Origin of the sequence: Streptomyces sp. NPDC048484, from assembly GCF_040651415.1 — a bacterium.
Classification (GTDB): domain Bacteria; phylum Actinomycetota; class Actinomycetes; order Streptomycetales; family Streptomycetaceae; genus Streptomyces.
Map to the genome: position 1 here is coordinate 17,392 of NZ_JBEZJY010000043.1, position 18,987 is coordinate 36,378.

The window sequence follows — 18,987 nt, forward strand, 5'->3', positions numbered from 1 at the left end:
TTTTTTGGGACACGGGGCCGAAGTTTCCGCACGCAACGATTTCCTCAATCTTGTGGGAACCAGATGTGGGCTGCGTCACGTTCGAGTTGAATGATTTCCAGTGAGTGATTCGTAGTGTTCTCAGTGAGTGAACAGACGCGCGGGCACACCGCGCAGGACACGCCGACACGGCCTGCAGGGGGTGCCAGGTGAGTGCTTCGCGGCGTAGTGGGACCACGGGCGAACTCGGGCCGGACGAGCCGGAGAGGGACGGGGCCGATCTGCTCGCCGCTCTGCTCGACGGGATGGACGCCGCGTTGTGCGCGCTCGACGCCGACGGAGTGGTGACGCACTGGAACCGGGAGGCGGAGCGGATTCTCGGCTGGACCGTGGCCGAGGCGGTCGGGCGGCACGGGTTCGCCGGCTGGGCCGTGCGGCCCGCGGACGCCGAGGAGGTCGAGGGGCGGCTGCTGTCCGCGATGCAGGCTCCGGGGCGGCAGGTCCACGAGTTCGCGCTGCTCACCAAGGAGGGCGGCAGGGTGCTCGTACGGACCCAGTCGGCCGCCGTGCCGGGTCCGGACGGGAAGCCGGCCGGGGTGTACTGCGCCTTCAGCGAGGTGCACGCGCAGATCGACCTGGAGCGGTCGATCGCCCTGAGCGAGGCGCTGTTCGACGACGCCTCCTGGGGTGTCGTGCTCGTCGACGCCGACCTGCGGCCCGCCGTGGTCAACGCGCACGCGGCGCGGGCGCTCGGCACGGGACGCACGACCCTGCTGGGGCGCCCCCTGGGCGAGTTGCTCGCGCAGGGGGTGGAGGAACTGGAGAGCGCGCTCACGCACGTGCTGTCGGAGGGTGCGCCGCCCGCGCCCGCCGAGATGTGGGTGACGCTGCGGACCGCGGAGGGCGAGCAGCGCCGCTGCTGGCGCAGCGGCTTTCTGCGGCTCGCGTCGCCGCTCGCGGAAGAGCCGGTTCCGCTCGGTGTGGCCTGGCTCTTCCAGGACGTGACCGAGAGCAAGCAGACCGAGCAGGAAGCGGCGCTGCTGCGGTTCAGGACCAATCAGTTGCACCGGGCCGCGCGCGCGGCAGCCGAGTGCGAGGACCCCGTGGAGGCGGCGTCCGTCCACCTCGACTTCGCGTTGGCCGGGTTCGCCGACCATGCGCTGATCGACCGGGTGTCCGGGGGACCGGTGCCGGACGGGGAAGCGCCGGTGCGGTTCGTACGGGGCGCCGCCACGCCCTCCGGTGCGCCGGGGCCCAGCCTGCCCGCGGGCCGTGCAGGGCTGCCCGTCCGGTACGCCGAGGGGCATCCGGCCTTCCAGTGCGTCGAGCGGATCGGTTCCGTACGGGCCAGTGCGGGGGCGGTCGAGTCCGAGCGTGCCCGTGACTGGGCTGTCACCCGTCAGTGGCCGGCGGACTCGGTGCACGCTCTGTGCGTGGTGCTGCGCAGCCGCGGCCGGACTCTGGGTGTCGTCACGTTCCTGCGCGGCGGCAGTCGTACACAGTTCGAGAGGTTCGACGCGATGTACGCGGAGGATGTCGCCGTCCGGATCGCGGCGGCGCTGGATCTGGCGGCGGTGCTGGAGCGTCGGCGCTGATGGCGGGGCGGGGCTGACGGCGGAGAGGGCTGGCGGTGAGGGGGCCCGTCCTTCAGGGGCGCGGGGAACCGTGCGCCCCGCCACGGTCGTCCCGCGGTCTCAGCGTCGCCAGTAGAAGATCCGGTCCGCGTATTCCTCGAAGACGCGGTCGTTCCACTCCAGGCCGCCGTCCACGTTCCCCGACCGCAGCAGCGGAGGCTCGATCCCGCGGTCCGCGAGGGTGCCCGCCGCCGTGGCCATGACCGACTGGAGGACGGCCGACGTGACGACCGTGGAGGCGGAGGCGAAGGGCGCCGCAATGGTGTCGAGAGTCAGCTCCGCGTCGCCGATCGCGATCTTCGAGTCGAGGACGACGTCGCAGTGGTCCTTCAGGTACGTCCCCGAGGTGTGCCGGGACCTCGTCTCCGTGGCGTACGCCACCGACGTGACGCCGATGACCTTGAGGCCGAGGGCGCGGGCGCTCAGGGCCATCTCGACGGGGAGGGCGTTGCGCCCCGAAAGGGAGACGATCACCAGGAGGTCGCCGGAGCGGGCCGGGCTGGAACTGAGGACGGCGCTCGCGAGGCCGTCGACCCGTTCCAGCGCGGAGCCCAGCGTCGCGGGCATGACGTCGACGCCGACCGCGCCCGGCACGGCGAGCAGGTTCACCAGGGCGAGGCTGCCCGCGCGGTAGACGAGGTCCTGAGCGGCGAGTGACGAGTGCCCGGCGCCGAAGGCGAAGAGCCGACCGCCGTCCGCGACCGTGTCGGCGATCATCGTCCCGGCGGCCTCGATCGCCTCGGCCTCCTCGTCCCGCACCCGCTGCAGCAAGCCGATCGCGGCGTCGAAGAACTGGCTGGCCAGCTTGCTGTCGCTCATCGGGAAGGCCCTTCCGCTGTGGTGTCGCGGATCACGTTGCGGTCTGGACCACTGCTGTGTCAATACGCTCCGAAGGGGCGACACTGGGGGGCGAGGGCCCCTTTCCACCCGGCCGGGTGCCGGGCCCGGCCGAATCCCGCAGGCACTCGTCACCACGTGGTCCAAACGGCGCGGCACGGTTGTCAGCGGGATGCGTCAGAATTGTTGCCAGGGCCAGCGCACAGGCCGGTGAGCCACCCAGCCGCCGGCAGAGCTAATCGAGGGGCACGTATGTCCGGACTGATCGACACCACGGAGATGTATCTCCGCACCATCCTCGAGCTGGAGGAGGAAGGTGTGGTCCCCATGCGCGCCCGGATCGCCGAACGGCTCGACCAGAGCGGGCCGACCGTCAGCCAGACCGTGGCGCGCATGGAGCGCGACGGCCTCGTGGCCGTGGCCAGCGACCGTCACCTGGAGTTCACGGAGGAGGGCCGCCGGCTGGCCACGCGCGTGATGCGCAAGCACCGCCTCGCCGAGTGTCTGCTCGTCGACGTGATCGGTCTGGAGTGGGAGCAGGTGCACGCGGAGGCGTGCCGCTGGGAACACGTGATGAGCGAGGCGGTCGAGCGGCGGGTGCTGGAGCTGCTGCGCCACCCGACCGAGTCGCCGTACGGGAACCCGATCCCGGGCCTGGAGGAGCTGGGTGAGAAGGACGGGGCGGACCCCTTCCTGGACGCGGGCATGGTGTCGCTGGCCGACCTCGATCCCGGTCTTGACGGCAAGACGGTCGTCGTCCGCCGTATCGGTGAGCCGATCCAGACGGACGCGCAGCTGATGTACACGCTGCGGCGGGCGGGCGTGCAGCCGGGTTCGGTCGTGAGCGTGACGGAGTCCGCGGGCGGGGTGCTCGTGGGCAGCGGCGGGGAAGCCGCTGAGCTGGAGTCGGACGTGGCGTCCCACGTGTTCGTGGCGAAGCGGTAGGACGGAGCGCTGCGCTGTGCGCTCTGCTCTCTGCGCTGTGCTCTCTGTGCGCTGTGCGCACAGGTTCGTACCGGCGCGGGGGACGGTTTCCAGCTCTTCCGCCGGCCGGTTGTGCGGTACCGCGCGCCTGATTGTGCGCGGGCGTGCGCGGCGGCGTGCCCGGGGGCGCGTCGCCGGCGGAGTTCTTGACCAGGGCCCTTCGGGGCCGCCTCGTCCGGCTGTGAACCTCGCCGTCAACTCACGTCACATGCCCCTCAGTTGCCCGACCTCGGCGTTCCCGTAGAAACAGAGATTCAGTGTGTGGAATTGCAGCGGACGGGCCGTTCGCGTGCGAGGCTGTCGCGAGAGGCATATGACCTGAGGGCTCTTGACCGTGACGGCAGCGGCGCCGACGAGCGGTCGGGGAGGGGGCGTAAGGATGTGCCGCGGACGTGAGGAGGGCCCCGGCGCTTTGAGGCGCCGGGGCCTGTCCTCCCCTGTGCTGACCCGGAGCCCCGAGCTCCCAGGGTCATCCCCTTCGGACCGTCTTCCCCGAGCGGCCCGCCTCCCGATGAAGATCTCCCCTGGGCGGCGGCGATCAATCCTTGAGGGACGTCACTCGAAGGAGGGGTGTTGCTGCCAAGGATCCCATTTTCGAATACGTATTCGATAGCCTGTGCGTGACGGAACGACTACGGATTAAGCGGGAACAACCAGCAGGAGCAGTGGTACGACCAACGGTACGAGTAGAACGGCCGGCTCGTGCGGGACGAACCGACCGAGCGGATCAATGGGGGGTGCCAGCGTATGGTGCGGCGCATCGACGTGACCGGTGCGGGCGGGGTGCGCCTCGCCGCCTGGGAGTTCGCAGACCCTCCCAAGGCCGATTCGCCCGACAACGGTCAGGGCGACAACGATCGGCACGACAACGATCGGCACGACAACGATCAGAGCGGCAGGGATCAGAGCGGCAGCGATCCGGGCCGGAGCGGTCCGGACAGGAGCGATCCTGCCGGGACGCGAACGAGCGGGCTCGAACACACCCCCGGCGTGCTGTTACTGCACGGACTCATGGGCCGGGCCTCGCACTGGGCGTCCACCACCCGCTGGCTCGGCGAGCGGCACCGGGCCGTGGCCCTCGACCAGCGGGGTCACGGACAGAGCGAAAAGCCACCGGAGACGGAGTACACCCGCGGGGCGTACGTCGAGGACGCGGAGGCCGCCCTCGAAGAGCTGGGCCTCGCCCCGGCCGTCCTCGTCGGCCACGCCATGGGCGCCCTGACGGCCTGGCAGCTCGCGGCCAGGCGCCCCGACCTCGTGCGTGGGCTGGTCATCTGCGACATGCGGGCCTCCGCGCTCGGAGCCGCCTCGCAGCGCGAGTGGGAGAACTGGTTCAAGTCCTGGCCGGTTCCGTTCGCCACGCTCGCGGACGTACGGAAGTGGTTCGGCGAGGACGATCCCTGGGTGGAGCGTCCGACTCCGTCGCGCGGGGAGTTCTACGCCGAGGTCATGGCCGAGTACGAGGACGGGTGGCGGCCCGTCTTCGAGCCCGAGCAGATGCTCAAGTCGCGGGAGACGTGGGTGTTCGACGCGCACTGGGAGGAGTTGGCGCAGGTGCGCTGCCCCACGCTGGTCGTTCGTGGCCTCGACGGTGAGTTGGGGCGGGCCGAGTCCCAGGAGATGGTCCGGGTGCTGCCCGACGGGCGGTATGCGGAGGTGGCCGACGCGGGGCATCTCATCCACTACGACCAGCCGGACGCGTGGCGCGCGGCGGTTGAGCCCTTCCTGGACGAGGTGCTCAGCACCAAAGGGCTTCCCTAGGGCCCGAACAGGCCCTCGGGGTGCCCCGGGGGTGCCCTGGGAGTGCCCTGGGATTCGGGTTCCGCCGGGGTGCCCGGAAACCTGGCGCCGTCGAAGCGCGCCCCCGCGGGGCGCAGGCCCGCGTCCGCTCAGCCCCGGCTCACCGCTGCCAGGATCTCCGGTAGGCGGCGGGCCGTTCGGGGGGCGGCCAGGCGCAGGCCCGCCAGGGTGAGCAGGGTGCCGTACGCGGTGCCCAGGGGCAGCAGCAGCCAGGTCCAGTCCTCGCCGCCCGCCGAGACGTGCAGCCAGATGGTGAGGGCGATGACGGGGGCGCACAGCAGCGCGGCCGAGAGCATGCCGCCGAAGATCGCGATCCAGGCCAGACCCGCCTGCCCGGGAGCCACGTTCTTGTAGCTCTCCTGCGGGATCGAGTACGGGAAGCGGGCGGAGGCCCAGGCGCCGGTCGCCAGCATCGCGCCGAGCAGCGCGAAGGAGAGGCCGAGCACCTCGGGCAGGGCAGGCCAGTCGCCGAGCAGCGCCGTCGTCAGGACGGTGACGAGGGTGGCGTACGGAAGTGTGATCAGCAGAAGGGCCAACGCCCGCCCCCGTAGCTCGACATACGCGTCCCGGGTGGAGGAGATCGTCATCGCGACCGTCCAGAACGCGGACGTGTCCTGCCCGAACTGGTTGTACATCTGGATGCCGAGCATCCCCGCGGCGAAGCACGCGAAGTAGATCGAGCCGGCCCCCTGCAACGCGTTGAACAGCGGAACGATCAGGCCGATCACGAGCGACGTCACCCACGCGGCCTTCGTCTTCGGGTCCCGCCACACATACCGCAGGCTGCGCTCCATGACCGTGCCCGTGCGCCCGGCCGGCAGCAGCCGGCCGAGCCCGGAGGAGCGCCCCGCCCTGTCCCGTACGGGCTCGGCGGCCTGCAGCGTCGAACCGTCAGGCGACGTCATCAGCCGGGTGAGGCTCCGCTGCCAGTAGCTCAGCAGCGCCGCCAACGCGAGGCCTGTCAGCACGAGCTGGGCGGCCCCGACGGCGTACGAGCCCTCGCTGACGGAGTCCACGGCGCCGAGCGCGGACGCGGGCGGCACCCAGCGCAGTACGTCCGCCGCCGGGTCCAGTGAGGACAGGCCCGACGTGCCGAGCTTCTGTGCCCCGAAGTTGACGACCTGGATGCCCACGGCGATCACCAGACCGCTCAGCACGGCCAGGTCGCGGCCCTTGCGGCTGGTCAGCAGGCGGAGGTTGGCGGTCGCGACGGCCCGCGCCAGGGCCACACAGACGAGGAGCGCGAGGACGATCGCGACGACGCCGGTGACGTACGCCGCCGCGCCGTGGGCCGTCGCGACGACCGAACCGATGAGCATGAGCAGCGTGAACAGCGGCCCTACGCCGACCAGTGACGCCGCCAGCAGTGCGCGGACGAGAGGGTGCGGGCGCAGCGGCAGCATCACCAGGCGGGTGGGGTCGAGGGTCTCGTCGCCGCTGGAGAAGAAGAGCGGCATCACGGCCCAGCCGAGTGCCAGCACGGCCGTGAGCAGCACCGTGACGTTCATCGCGTGCGGGTTGCCGCGCAGTGCGATCAGACCGATGAGCTGGAGAGCGGCGAAGAGCAGTACGGCGACGAGCGACGCCACGTACGCGGCCCGCCGCCCGGCCGACTGCCGCAGACCGTTGCGCAGCAGGGCCAGCTTCAGTCGCACGATGACGGAGGTGACGGACGTGGCGGGCGTGACGGGAATGATGGGGCCGGCAGGGGGGACAGGAGCTGTGGAGGCGGCGCCGGTGCTCATCGGGCTCCGCCGCCCAGCCAGTCGAGGTCGGAGCCGGTGTCGCGGTCGTTCGCGCCGACGAGTTCGAGGAAGGCGTGCTGGAGGGAGGGTGCGGCGCCGCGGACCTCGGCGAGCGGGCCGTGGGCGCGGATACGGCCCGCGGCCAGTACGGCGACCCAGTCGCAGAGCGACTCGACGAGTTCCATCACGTGGGAGGAGAAGACGACAGTGGCTCCGGAGGCGGTGTAGCGCTCCAGTACGCCGCGGATCGTCTGCGCGGAGATCGGGTCGACCCCCTCGAACGGCTCGTCGAGGAACAGCACTTCGGGGTTGTGGAGCAGCGCGGCGGCCAGGCCGATCTTCTTGCGCATACCCGTGGAGTAGTCGACGACCAGCTTGTGCTGCGCCCCGGCGAGGTCGAGCACGTCGAGCAGTTGGGTGGCCCGCTTGTCGACCTCCGCACCGGGAAGTCCGCGCAAACGGCCCGTGTACGCGAGCAGTTCCCGCCCCGAGAGCCGTTCGAAGAGCCGCAGTCCCTCGGGGAGCACTCCGATGCGGGCCTTGACCTCGGTGGGGTCGCGCCAGACGTCGTGCCCGACGACCTCCACGGTCCCCTGATCGGGCCGCAGCAGCCCGGTCACCATCGACAGGGTGGTGGTCTTCCCGGCCCCGTTGGGCCCGACCAGACCGATGAACTGCCCCGAGGGCAACTCCAGATCGATCCCCGCGACGGCCACTTGCTCCCCGAACCGCTTCCAGAGCCCTTGCACCCGCACCGCAACCGTCATGCGAGGCACGATACGGGGCGCTCCGCGGGTTCGTCGTGGCCGATCGCGCAGTTCCCCGCGCCCCTGAAAGCACAGAAGAAGGGGCGCATCCCCGCTTTTCAGGTGCGCGGGGAACGGCGCGGCCCACCCCCACCGGCCCGCAGCCGACATGTGACCGCACCCGCCCGGAGGGCCACCGTTACCGACGAGCGTCCCGCCCGCACGCGTAGGCCAACGGCGAGATCAACTCCTCCGCATCCGGCAGCCACCGATTCGCGGGGGTCGGCCGGCAGGCCCACTGCACGGCCCCCCGCGCCCCGAACCGCGTGGGCGGCGCAGCCACATACGTACCTTCCCCGAGCACGTTCAGATCGAGGGAGGCGAGCGGCCACCCCAGCTTCCGTACGAGGTCCGGCAGCTTCGCCGCGGCGCCCGGCAGGACGAAGAACTGCATCCGCCGGTCCGGAGTACAGGTGACCGGCCCGAGTGTCAGCTCCATCCGCCTCATCCGCGCGAGCGCCAGGAACCCCGCGGTCTCGGGAACGTCGATCGCGTCGAACGTCCGCCCCGTCGGCAGCAGGATCGACGCCACAGGCTGCTTCGCCCACAGCCGGCGGGCGACGGTCGCACTGCCCGTCGCCACCGTCGCCCAGTCCTCGCGCGCCGGGTGTGCGCCGGGCATGGCGCACGAGGGCTCACGGCACGAGCAGCACTGCACGCCGTCGACGGCCTCCAGCCAGGTGCCGGGGAACACGTCCCAATGGCGCTCCTCGGCATAGCGCACGGCTGTGTCCTGCAGCGACTCGCCACGCTGCTTCGGGATCTGGGCGGTCTCGGTGCCTGCGATGGTCTCTTCCACGCTGAACTCAACTCCCGCACCCACCACTGGTTACGGGCCTTACGCGCGCGGGGGAGGAGCACCGAACCCACGCGTGGGGCGCATGGATGCATCTGTGGGGGCGCGCAGGGGAGGCGGCAGCGGGTGGTGGGTAGCTCTGTGAGGGGCAGGCAACAGCCTTTATCCCGGCAATCCTCGTATGTCTCGCATCTTCGGTATGTCCGCGGGGCATTGATCTTCGAGGCCGGATCTTTTCGCACCTCTCACGGGGGGCGGCGAGGTCCCGGTCACTGAGGGCTCATCAACTCGGTGCGCGTGGGCAGGCACCGCAGCCACAGGGGGTACGCCAATGGCCGCAAGGCCTCTCGTCGCACGGCAGCCGAACGAACGACTGCAGGCGCTCATCCAGGAAGCGGGCTGTTCCAACGCCGGTCTGGCCCGCCGGGTCAACATGTGCGGCGCGGAGCACGGTCTCGACCTGCGCTACGACAAGACGTCCGTCGCACGCTGGCTGCGCGGACAGCAGCCGCGGGGCCGGGCACCGGCGATCATCGCCGAGGCGCTGGGCCGCAAGCTGGGCCGGACCGTCACGATCGACGAGATCGGCATGGCGAACGGCAAGAACCTCGCCTCCGGCGTGGGACTGCAGTTCTCGCCGACGGTCCTCGGCGCGATCGAGCAGGTCTGCGAGCTGTGGCGCAGCGACGTGGGGCGCCGGGACTTCCTGTCCGGCTCGTCCGTCGCGGCCTCCGCGCTCGTCGAGCCGAGCCGGGACTGGCTGATCTCCTCGCCGGACGCGCAGGTCTCGCGTTCGGCAGGGCCGCGGGTCGGACAGTCCGACGTGGCGGCGGTGACCGCGATGACGCAGGCACTCGTCGACCTCGACCACCAGTACGGCAGCGGGCATGTGCGCCCGGTCGTCGTGCACTACCTGAACAGTGTCGTCTCGGGGCTGCTGGCAGGTTCGTACCGGGAAGCGGTCGGGCGTGAACTCTTCGCGGCGGTCGCGCGGTTGACGGAGCTGGCGGGCTACATGGCGGTCGACACCGGGCAGCCGGGGCTCGCGCAGCGGTACTACATCCAGGCGCTGCGGCTCGCGCAGGCCGCGGGCGACCGCGGGTACGGCGGGTACGTGCTCGCCGCGTCCATGAGTCACCTGGCCGCGCAGCTCGGCAACCCGCGGGAGATCGCGCAGTTGGCGCGGGCGGCGCAGGAGGGCACGCGCGGGCGGGTCACACCGCGCGCGGAGTCGATGTTCCACGCCGCGGAGGCGCGGGGACACGCACTGATGGGCGACGCCCGCCAGACGCAGGCGGCGTCCGGCCGGGCCGTGTCGGCGCTGGAGCAGGCCGATCCGGAGTCCGGGGACGACCCGCGCTGGATCGGACACTTCGACGGGGCCTATCTCGCCGACGAGTTGGCGCACTGCCACCGGGACCTGGGGCAGGCCGAGGCGGCCGCTCGGCGCGCGAAGGAGTCCCTCGCCGGCCACCCCGAGTCACGGGCCCGGCGACGCGCGATCGGGTACGTGCTGCTGGCCACCGCTCAGGTGCAGCAGCGCGAGGTGGAGCAGGCATGCCACACGGGTCTGCGCGCGGTCGAGCTGCTGGGCACACTGCGGTCGAACCGGGGCGCGGAATACCTGGACGACTTCCAGCAGCGACTGGAGCCGTACCGGGACGAGCCCGTGGTCCGGGAGTTCGGTGCGCGGATGGATCTTCAGGCGGCGGCCTAGGACTGGCCCAGGACCTGTCCGCGGAAGTCATGGAAGCCATGGAAGTCATAGAGGTCCTGGAGGTTGGGGACTGCCTCCAGGGCCTGAACTGGCGGGAATCGAAGCACGCGTAGTGAAAGTAGGCGTGAAACAGGGGCTCGAACAGCGTTATGGTGGGCGGTTTGTCACTTGCTGTCCCCGGTGGCGGCAGTCACGTCCTGTGCTGCGTGGCACCGGCCCGCGGGGACCCGGTAGCGTGAACCGACGGTTCCGAAGGTCCCCCATTCGTAGGAGTCCCGGTGACGCACAACGGACAGGGCGACGAGCCCTCGGCGCGACCTGCGCGCGAAGGTATCGTGCTGCCGTCCGACGGCGGCGAGCCCCTCCTGCCGGGCCAGACCGGCGACCGCGCGATACCGGCGGGCGGTCAGGCCTGGGACCAGCCGTGGGGCCCGCGCCCGGCTCCGCAGGACCCTCAGGAGCCCGGGCAGGACTACTCACCCGCGGGTGAATCGCATGGGGCGGACCAGGGCCAGGGGACACCGGGCTACGGCTACGGCACACCCGAGGCGGGCCCGGGCGCGGCTCAGGGCCCGGCCCCGCAGATTTCGAGCTGGAGTGCTTCGCCTCAGGGAACCGGCGGCCAGGAAGCGCAGACCCCGGCGGGCTGGGACGGCTCCGCGCAGGGCCAGGGCCAGGGCGGGCAGAACCAGGGCGGACAGGGTCCGGGTCCCGGTGGGCCGGCCTCGGGCTGGGGCGTGCCCGGCGGGCAGGTCTCGCAGTACACCGATCCCTCGGCCCAGTACGGGACACAGGGCTCCGGCGGTCAGTGGGGCGCCCCGCAGACACCGGGCGGCGCGATACCCCAGCCGCAGGACGGCCGGAGTCGGACCACCGACGGATACGGCGCCCCGCAGGCTCCCACCGGCCCCGCCGCGCCACAGGCGCAGAACTCCGCCGGACCGCAGGGACAAGGGCCGGGACAGGGACAGGGACAAGGGCCGGTACAGGGATACGGGCCGGTACAGGGACACGGCCAGGGACCGGGCGGATACGGCTACCCGAACGCTTCCGGAGGCGGGCCGGCCGCGCCGCTCCCCTCCGCCGGGGCGGGTCCGGGTGCGTTGCCGCCCGCCGCCCCCATGGACGAGGGTGCGACCCAGTTCCTGCCGCCCGTCGCAGCGGCCGCGCCCATGGACGAGGGCGCCACGCAGTTCCTCCCTCCGGTCGGCCCGGGTGCGCTGCCGCCCGAGATGCCCGCCGCCGGTACGGCACCCGAGGCGACGTCCGCCGAGTCCACCCGGTACCTCGGCCGAGTCCCGCAGGACGGCCCCGGACCGATGTCCGGCACAAGCGGCGCGGGCCCCCTGCCCCCGGCTGTGGATCCCGACGCCCAGCCCACGCAGTTCATGGCGCCGGTGCCCGCACAGCCCGGCGCGGCCGGGTACGGGGCACAGGCGGGCGGGCCGGAGAACCGGCAGCAGCCGCCCGCCGAGTTCGACAACCTCTTCCGGGCGGGTGGCGGGGCCGACGCCGCGGGCTCCACACAGCAGCTGCCCCGGTTCGACCAGCCGCGCTCGCGGCAGCAGGGGCAACAAGGACAGCAGGGGCAGCAGGGGAGACAACCGGGGGGCGCTTCGCCCGCGTTCGGCACCCCCGCCGGATTCGGTATACCGTCCGCCCCCGGCGCCCCCGGCGCCCCCGGTGGTCCCGGCGCACCGACGTCCCCCGAGGGCCCGGGTGGCCACGGTGGCCGTCCCCCTCGTCGCCGTTCCCGCGTTCCCGTCATCGCCGTCGTCGGCGTGGGCATCGCCGTACTCGGCATCGGCGCCGGCGCCCTGCTCAGCGGTGGCGGCGGGGACGAGGACAAGAACGACGAGAACAAGACGGTGGCGGCGACCGCACCCGCCACCGACGGCTCCGCCTCCGCGTCGGCAGGACCGGAGGAGGCGCAGGCCGTCGCCCTGGACAAGCTCCTGGCGGACAGCGGCAACAGCCGCGACTCGGTCGTCAAGGCCGTCGGCAACGTACGCAAGTGCGACAACCTCGGCCAGGCGGCCACCGACCTGCGCAACGCCGCCAAGCAGCGCAACGGCCTGGTCACGCGGCTTGCGGACCTCTCCGTCGACAAGCTCGAAAACCACGCGCAGCTGACCGCCGCGCTCAACAACGCCTGGAAGGCCTCCGCCGCGGCGGACACCCACTACGCGGCGTGGGCCGATCAGGCCGCGGGCAAGAAGGGCTGCCGCAAGGGCCAGGCCCGCTCCACGGGCCAGACCGTCGCGGGCAACCGCCAGAGCGGCACCGCGACCATCCAGAAGGCCAAGGCCGCGAAGCTGTGGAACTCCATCGCGCAGACCTACAAGCTGACGGAGCGCCAGCCGGGCCAGCTCTGATCCCCGGCGGACCGGCTCCCGTCAAAGGTCGGCCGGCTCCGATCGCTGGTCGGCCGGCGAGTGTGATCACCGGCCGGCTGTGACCGTCACGGAGGCGTCCGCGGTCAGGACGCCACTGCGTTCTCCAGCACCTTCGACACGTTCACGAAACCCCTGCGCTCCGTGACCAGCTTGCCTTCGCGTACCTCCTGGAAGGTCACGTCCGCGTTGACCAGCCGCGGGAAGCCGCTCGCCGTGATCAGGTCCCGGAAGCTCCAGCTCAGGGTCGGCGTCAGCCCGCCCGTGTCGATCCTCAACCCGTCGTCGAGCGTGCGCCGCAGGGTTCGCGCGGACACCTCGTCTCCGCCCAGCGACTCGATGGCCTTCGTCAGGGCGGTGTACGCGACCCAGGTCGTCTGCACGCCGGGGTCGGCGACGTCGATCCGGTTGTCGCCGAAAGCCTCCTCGCGGATGACCTCGCGCATCGGCTTCCACCGCTTGTCGCTCGATGCCGGATACCAGCCGGTGACGTACGCGCCCTCGTACGTACTGCCCGTCGCGTCGATCATCGACTGGTCGACGCTGCCCAGCACGGAGGCCGTGTGCACCGCCGGGTAGTTCTCGCGGGACCGCCGGAACGAGTCCATGAAGGTGTCGGTGCGGTCGCCGAGCGCGGGTATCACGCACCCCTCCTCCTTCTGCGGATCCGTCGAGGCCCGCCGCAGCGCACGCCGGGCGTGCCCCGAGTACTCCGTGGCGTCCTCGGCGGCCCGCTGGTCGACGGAGGCCGAGTGCCTTCCCGCGGTCAGGCCGGCGTCGAGCAGCACGGGCAGTTCGTCGCCGGCGGTCGTGTCGGGGCGGATGAGCGTGACCGGGCCGCAGGCCCTGGCGAGCTGCTGGCCGAGGCCGGCCAGCAGGGAGGGCTGGCCGCCGTTGACCGGGTAGGAGAGCGGGCTGGTGAACTCGTCGTCGGTGACGCCGTATCCGCCGAGATACGGGATGCCGGCCGCCTCCAGCGGGGAGAAGAAGGAGCGGGCGTGCTGGCTGTACGAACCGACGACCGCGACGACGTCCGCCTTGACCGCGCGGCGGGCGCAGTTCGCGGCGGCCACTGTGTCGTTGTGGTCGTTGCAGGTGAGGACCTTGAGCTTGCGGCCGTTGACGCCGCCGTGGTTGTTGACCCAGCGCGCGTAGGCCTTTGCCATGGCGGGCATGCCGGGCTTGTTGGTCGCCCCGGTCTTCTCGGGCGCCCACGTCATGACGGTGACGGTGCCGCCCCCCGAACCCCCCGTGGTACCGGGGACGACACCGCACCCCGCCGCTGTCGACACACACACCGCCAGCGCGCCCGCGGACAGCACTCTGGCCTTGGTCCTGGTCCTGGTCCTGGTCCTGGTCCTGGCGATGGGGAGGCGAAGGGCGGGAAGGAAGGTACGGGTGTGTCGCCGACCGGTCATGGACACGCACGATTCCCCTGCACCGCTACGGCCGGTGTGACCCTCGGTCAACGCACGGTGACGGCCAGGTGAACAACGGGGTGCGGGACGGGCCGATCCGGCGGGAACGTACGATCGGTGACCGTGCAAGGTTCGGAGAACTCTTCCCGTCGCGGGCGTCGCTCATCCACCATGGGCGGCATGCCACTGAACGATATGCCGTGGTGGCGCTGGCGCAGCAATGTGCGCTCCGCGCTGCACATGCTTTCCGACACCGAGTTCCAGCGGGAGATATGGCTCGCGGGGGTCGACGGGTACGGGGATGTGACCGACGCCGTCTACCGCCTTGTCGAGGACACCTGGCTGGACAACTGGTCCGCCGAGAAATACGTGGGGACGATCTTCCGGGACTCGCAGGAGGCGGCGCTCGTCGACTCCGCCGTGCTGCGGGTGCTGCGGATCATGCATCAGGTCGGGCCTGATGCTCCCGTCTCCGCCTATCTCGACCACGAGGGATGGCCGGAGGCTGTGCGGGCCGCTCGGGACGCCCATGTACGGATGGCGGCGAGCGACGGGGAGGAACCCGACGTTCCGCCGCAGACGCTCGACGTGCTGCGGATCATGACTCGGTCTGCCTGAGAGCCCGTGTCACGTCTCCGGCCGGGGGCGTGACGCAAGGCTCTGAGGTTTTAGCCGCGTGCCCCTGGAGACCGCGTCCGGCAGTCGGGACGCGTGGGCTGGGCCTGGCGGGTTTGTGGGACCCTGGCGTGCATGAACGAGCAGTCCGCGCCCGAGCAGCCCGCGCGTCCCGACCAGTACGTCCTGACGCTTTCCTGCCCCGACAAGCAGGGCATCGTGCACGCCGTGTCGAGTTACCTCTTCATGACCGGGTGCAACATCGAGGACAGTCAGCAGTTCGGTGACCACGACACGGGACTGTTCTTCATGCGGGTCCACTTCTCGGCGGAGCCGCCGGTGACGGTGGAGAAGCTGCGGGCGAGCTTCGCGGCGATCGGTGACTCCTTCCGGATGGACTGGCAGATCCACCGGGCCGAGGACAAGATGCGGGTCGTGCTGATGGTCAGCAAGTTCGGGCACTGCCTGAACGATCTGCTGTTCCGGGCGCGGACCGGGGCGCTGCCGGTCGAGATCGCGGCGGTGGTGTCCAATCACACGGATTTCGCCGAACTCGTAGCTTCGTACGGCGTGCCGTTCCGTCATATTCCGGTCACCAAGGACACGAAGTCGCAGGCCGAGGCGCAGGTGCTGGAGCTGGTGCGCGAGCAGGACGTCGAACTGGTGGTGCTCGCGCGGTACATGCAGGTGCTCTCCGACGACCTCTGCAAGCAGCTGAGCGGGCGGATCATCAACATCCATCACTCCTTCCTGCCGAGCTTCAAGGGTGCGAAGCCGTACCACCAGGCGCACGTGCGCGGGGTGAAGCTGATCGGCGCGACCGCGCACTATGTGACGGCCGACCTCGACGAGGGGCCGATCATCGAGCAGGAGGTCGAGCGGGTGGGACACCAGGTCACCCCTGAGCAGCTTGTCGCCGTGGGGCGTGACGTGGAGTGCCAGGCGCTGGCCCGGGCCGTGAAGTGGCATGCCGAGCGGCGGATTCTGCTGAACGGCCGGCGGACCGTCGTCTTCGCCTGAGGGCGCGACGGCGCAAGGGTTGCGAGGGTGCGCGAGTACGGGGGCGCACGGTTACGGGGCGCGTAGGCGCATAGCCGCGTAGGGGACCGTCGCGTCTCTGTCACGCACGTCGCGTCGCCCTGACCCGACCCCGTTGCTGACGTCACATACGGCTCAGTGACGCCGCCGCGAAGAGGACGTCGCTGATCGCCTCCCGGTCTCCCACCTGGCCCGCTGCCGCTTCCTCCGGGGAGACGTGGCCCGCTGCCAGCTGGCAGAACTCCACGCCGTCCAGGGCCACGTGGGCCACCTCGTGCTCGGGGGAGGCCGGCGCGGCGGGCGAGTCGAGCGGGATGAGCCACTCTCCGCCGCCCAGGCCCTCGATCTCCAGGCGGAGGCTGCGGCCCGGGGTGTCGGCCGCTTTCAGGTGGCGGGTCCGGCCGGGTGCCGAGAGGCCTGCTTGACGGCGGGCGGCCAGGGCCGAGGGGAGCATCCGGGCACCGAGGTCGATCATCGCGTGCAGATGGCGGGGCGAGGGCGGCTGGTAGGGGTAGTCCACGGCGTCCGCGATGTCTCCCGCGTGGACCCAGGTCTCGAAGGCGCGGTCGAGCATCGAGTCCCGCAGCGGGAGTTCGAAGTCGCCGTACGGTACGGGCAGCCTGCCCGAGCCCCCGCCCGCGAAGGCCACCGTACGGACGAGGTTGTGGGTCTGCTCGCGCCACGGGCCGCGTACGGAACGGGTGGGCGGGAAGCGGGCGGCGCGCCAGAAGGCCTCGGTGCGGCCCGCGGGTGTGGGGGTGTCCGGCGCGGCTTCCAGGGGGTCGTCCAGGCCGAGCGCGCGGGCGACGAGGCCGTCCACGGTCAGGAGGTGGGCGATCACTCCGGCGACGGTGGTGCGCCGGCTCGTCGGTTCGCTGCCGTTGAACCAGCGCAGGCGCACCGGGGCATGCCACTCCGCGTCGCCGATGTCCTGGAGCAGCTGGTCCAGGCGGGCCGTCTCCGCGTCGTACGGAGTCGCCCAGGAGGGGACCGGGATGCGGGGCGGGCGGCGGCCCAGGCAGGCCTCCAGGACTCGGGTGCGCAGGGAGGGGTCCAGGTCGAGGCTCTCCGGCGGGTGCAGGAGGCCCACCGCCTCGCGCAGGCGCAGGGCCTCGTCCGCGCAGGTGCCGCAGTCGCCGAGGTGGTCCTCGACGGCCGCGGTCTCCTCAGGGGAGCAGGCCGCCAGCGCCCATGCGCCGAGCAGGGCCTTGAGGACCCGGTGTTCGAGGACGAGGGGTGTGGGGGGAGGGAAGGGCGCGGAAGCAGGGGCGGGCAGAGGCAGACCCGTGTCCTCGACGGACGAGCGCGGCGTGGGTATGCGCGGGAACCGAGACTCATCGGAACCGCGCCCGCCCCCGCCCACCGGCGGCTTGGAGCCTCCCGGATCTCCCGGGTTTCCTCGGCCTCCCGAGCCTCCCGAGCCTCCCGAGCCTCCCGGGTCTCCTGGGTCTTGCGGGCTTCTCGGGGCGCGCTCAGGGAGGCCCGACGGACCCCCGTCCTGGGGGTCCGGCCGACCGTCGCGCTTCCGCGGGTCCGGTTCGTCCTCGTCCTCGCCGTACGACCCGAAGGGGTTCGCGCTGTTCACCGGGTACTCCCGTGTTCGGGCGGCGTCCCGGAGGGGCCGGAGTCGTGGGCCGTGGAGAGGAGTTGGAGGCCCAGGCGCAGGCGACGGCGGGCCTCGTCCTCGGTGACGCCCAGGTCGGCGGCGGTCTGGCGGTAGTCGCGGCGCTGGAAGTAGGCGAGTTCCAGGGCGGCCCGCAGCGGCGTGGGCATGGACGTGACGATGTAGTCGGCGCGGGCGGCCACGGAGGCGCGGCGGACCTTGCGCTCCAGCTCCTCCGTGCCGGTCAGGCCAGTCGCAGTCGTGCCGTCCGTGCCGTCCGTGCAGGTCGTGCCGTCCGTGCAGGTCAGGCCGGTCGTGTCGTCCATGCCGTCCTGCGCGAGCGCCGCGGTCTCCGTGGTGCGCAGGCGCTGCACGGCGAGGCGGTGGGTAAGCGTGGCGACCCAGGAGCGTAGGGGCCCCTGTTTCGGGTCGTACGACTCGGGGTTCTCCCAGACGTGGGAGAAGACCTCGCGGGTGATGCGGTCGGCCGCCCGCTCATCGCCGAGCACGCGATGGGCAAGACCGTGCACGAGCGAAGCGAATCGGTCATAGAGCTCGCCGAGCGCGGCAGCCTCGCCCCGTGCGAGCCGCTGCTGCATCTTGCGGTCCCAGCGGGGTGGCGTGTCCCTCCTGGTCATGCGGCCCCCTCGCCCCCGCTCGTGCCGTGCGCCTGTCCCTGTGTCCACTGTGTCCACCGGATTCTGCTCTCCGGCTTCCTTCCGAATGTAGTCGGCAGCTGTGACGACGCACGCCCCTTTGTGGCAATGCGCGCCCCTGGAGGGGGTCCGGGTGGTAGGGCCCCGATCACGTTGTGCGCATGTGAACTCACGTTGTGCGTACAGGTGTCCCGACTTGTCCTGATCGGGCCCGACCGGGCCGGAACGTTGATGACCGGAACAGCCTGTCTGGGGAACGTTTCGATTCGATATTCCGTGTTTCATAGAGGGAGAGGCGGGGCAGCCACGCACCAGGGAAGCGAAGGAATGGCTTCCGCTTCCGTTCCCGGTCGGGCAGTTCCGTTCCGGCAGTTCCGGCAGCTCCGGTCCGGATGTTTCCGGGTCGGCTGTGCCGGGCCGGTCGTTCCGGGTCGTCCGGGGTCCGACATCGTCGAGCGAAGGACAGACGCGTGACGCTCAGGGTGACCGAAGGCGAGCAGCGCGGCTGGGCCGTCGTGCAGGTTTCGGGTGAGATGGATCTGGTGACCTCACCGGTGCTGCGGCAGCGGATGCACAGCGCGGTGGCCGACGGGCGGCGGGACGTCGTCCTGGACCTGTCGGAAGTCCTGTTCTGCGACTCCAGTGGCGTCGGTGTCCTGATCGCCGGCCGACGGCTGATCCGCTCCTGCCAGGGACGCCTCCGCCTGATTCTCCCCGCGCAGGGAGCGGTGGACGGTTCCCACGTCAACCGGGTTCTCGGCGCCCTCGGAGTGCGCAGGCTCTTCGACGTGTATCCCGATGTCGATGCCGCCGTCGCCGACGAGTCGAGCTCGCTCTCGGCGTGATTTCTGCCACGTAGGGGGAAGATCATCCTGTACGTCCGTGACGGCGCTGTCGCGGATTTCCCCCGGTCTTGGCACAAGCGTCGTTTTCCCACTCCCCGAGGGGCCCGGGAGTCGTACGCTC

Annotated in this window: 15 protein-coding genes; 8 read left to right on the plus strand and 7 right to left on the minus strand. The window is 71.4% G+C overall.

Annotated features, from left to right (window positions below):
• Positions 1–188: 188 nt before the first annotated feature.
• On the plus strand, positions 189–1,574 hold the full coding sequence (locus tag AB0D14_RS34270) for a PAS domain-containing protein (protein ID WP_362786882.1): 1,386 nt from the start codon (positions 189–191) through the stop codon (positions 1,572–1,574).
• 99 nt (positions 1,575–1,673) lie between these two features.
• Here AB0D14_RS34270 and AB0D14_RS34275 read toward each other — a convergent pair whose 3' ends face one another.
• Positions 1,674–2,432, minus strand: coding sequence for an SIS domain-containing protein (locus AB0D14_RS34275; RefSeq protein ID WP_362786883.1), 759 nt, complete (start codon positions 2,430–2,432; stop codon positions 1,674–1,676).
• Positions 2,433–2,702: 270 nt separating this feature from the next.
• On the opposite strand from AB0D14_RS34275, the gene AB0D14_RS34280 reads away from it, so the two are divergent.
• On the plus strand, positions 2,703–3,395 hold the full coding sequence (locus AB0D14_RS34280) for a metal-dependent transcriptional regulator (RefSeq protein ID WP_362786885.1): 693 nt from the start codon (positions 2,703–2,705) through the stop codon (positions 3,393–3,395).
• A 786-nt stretch (positions 3,396–4,181) separates the two neighbouring features.
• Entirely contained in the window at positions 4,182–5,195 is a 1,014-nt protein-coding gene (locus AB0D14_RS34285; protein WP_362786886.1) for an alpha/beta hydrolase, read from the plus strand.
• A 128-nt stretch (positions 5,196–5,323) separates the two neighbouring features.
• On the opposite strand, the gene AB0D14_RS34290 is transcribed toward AB0D14_RS34285, so the two are convergent.
• From AB0D14_RS34290 to AB0D14_RS34300, 3 genes are all read right to left on the minus strand, one after another.
• Positions 5,324–6,979, minus strand: coding sequence for a transporter (locus AB0D14_RS34290; protein ID WP_362786888.1), 1,656 nt, complete (start codon positions 6,977–6,979; stop codon positions 5,324–5,326).
• On the minus strand, positions 6,976–7,746 hold the full coding sequence (locus AB0D14_RS34295; protein ID WP_362786889.1) for an ABC transporter ATP-binding protein: 771 nt from the start codon (positions 7,744–7,746) through the stop codon (positions 6,976–6,978). The genes AB0D14_RS34290 and AB0D14_RS34295 overlap by 4 nt, the downstream gene beginning before the upstream one ends.
• Before the next feature lie 178 nt (positions 7,747–7,924).
• Entirely contained in the window at positions 7,925–8,584 is a 660-nt protein-coding gene (locus AB0D14_RS34300; RefSeq protein WP_362786890.1) for a bifunctional DNA primase/polymerase, read from the minus strand.
• Between the two features lie 328 nt (positions 8,585–8,912).
• On the opposite strand from AB0D14_RS34300, the gene AB0D14_RS34305 reads away from it, so the two are divergent.
• Entirely contained in the window at positions 8,913–10,298 is a 1,386-nt protein-coding gene (locus tag AB0D14_RS34305; protein ID WP_362786892.1) for a transcriptional regulator, read from the plus strand.
• 278 nt (positions 10,299–10,576) lie between these two features.
• Positions 10,577–12,673 carry a hypothetical protein gene (locus tag AB0D14_RS34310; RefSeq protein ID WP_362786894.1) on the plus strand — a complete coding sequence of 699 codons (2,097 nt, stop codon included), beginning with the start codon at positions 10,577–10,579 and terminating at the stop codon, positions 12,671–12,673.
• Between the two features lie 104 nt (positions 12,674–12,777).
• On the opposite strand, the gene AB0D14_RS34315 is transcribed toward AB0D14_RS34310, so the two are convergent.
• On the minus strand, positions 12,778–14,109 hold the full coding sequence (locus AB0D14_RS34315; RefSeq protein WP_362786896.1) for an ABC transporter substrate-binding protein: 1,332 nt from the start codon (positions 14,107–14,109) through the stop codon (positions 12,778–12,780).
• A gap of 117 nt (positions 14,110–14,226) precedes the next feature.
• On the opposite strand from AB0D14_RS34315, the gene AB0D14_RS34320 reads away from it, so the two are divergent.
• A complete protein-coding gene (locus tag AB0D14_RS34320; RefSeq protein ID WP_362786897.1) occupies positions 14,227–14,727 on the plus strand; it encodes a hypothetical protein in 501 nt (166 codons plus the stop codon).
• A 132-nt stretch (positions 14,728–14,859) separates the two neighbouring features.
• Positions 14,860–15,744 (plus strand): formyltetrahydrofolate deformylase, encoded by an 885-nt coding sequence (gene purU, locus AB0D14_RS34325; RefSeq protein ID WP_362786899.1) that lies wholly within the window; start codon positions 14,860–14,862, stop codon positions 15,742–15,744.
• A 142-nt stretch (positions 15,745–15,886) separates the two neighbouring features.
• On the opposite strand, the gene AB0D14_RS34330 is transcribed toward purU, so the two are convergent.
• The gene (locus tag AB0D14_RS34330; RefSeq protein ID WP_362786901.1) at positions 15,887–17,125 is read right to left on the minus strand and encodes a maleylpyruvate isomerase N-terminal domain-containing protein; all 1,239 of its coding nucleotides are present in this window, start codon (positions 17,123–17,125) and stop codon (positions 15,887–15,889) included.
• A gap of 218 nt (positions 17,126–17,343) precedes the next feature.
• Positions 17,344–18,003 (minus strand): sigma-70 family RNA polymerase sigma factor, encoded by a 660-nt coding sequence (locus AB0D14_RS34335; protein ID WP_362786903.1) that lies wholly within the window; start codon positions 18,001–18,003, stop codon positions 17,344–17,346.
• Between the two features lie 488 nt (positions 18,004–18,491).
• Here AB0D14_RS34335 and AB0D14_RS34340 point away from each other — a divergent pair, with 488 nt between their 5' ends.
• Positions 18,492–18,866 carry an STAS domain-containing protein gene (locus AB0D14_RS34340; RefSeq protein ID WP_362786904.1) on the plus strand — a complete coding sequence of 125 codons (375 nt, stop codon included), beginning with the start codon at positions 18,492–18,494 and terminating at the stop codon, positions 18,864–18,866.
• Positions 18,867–18,987 lie beyond the last annotated feature (121 nt).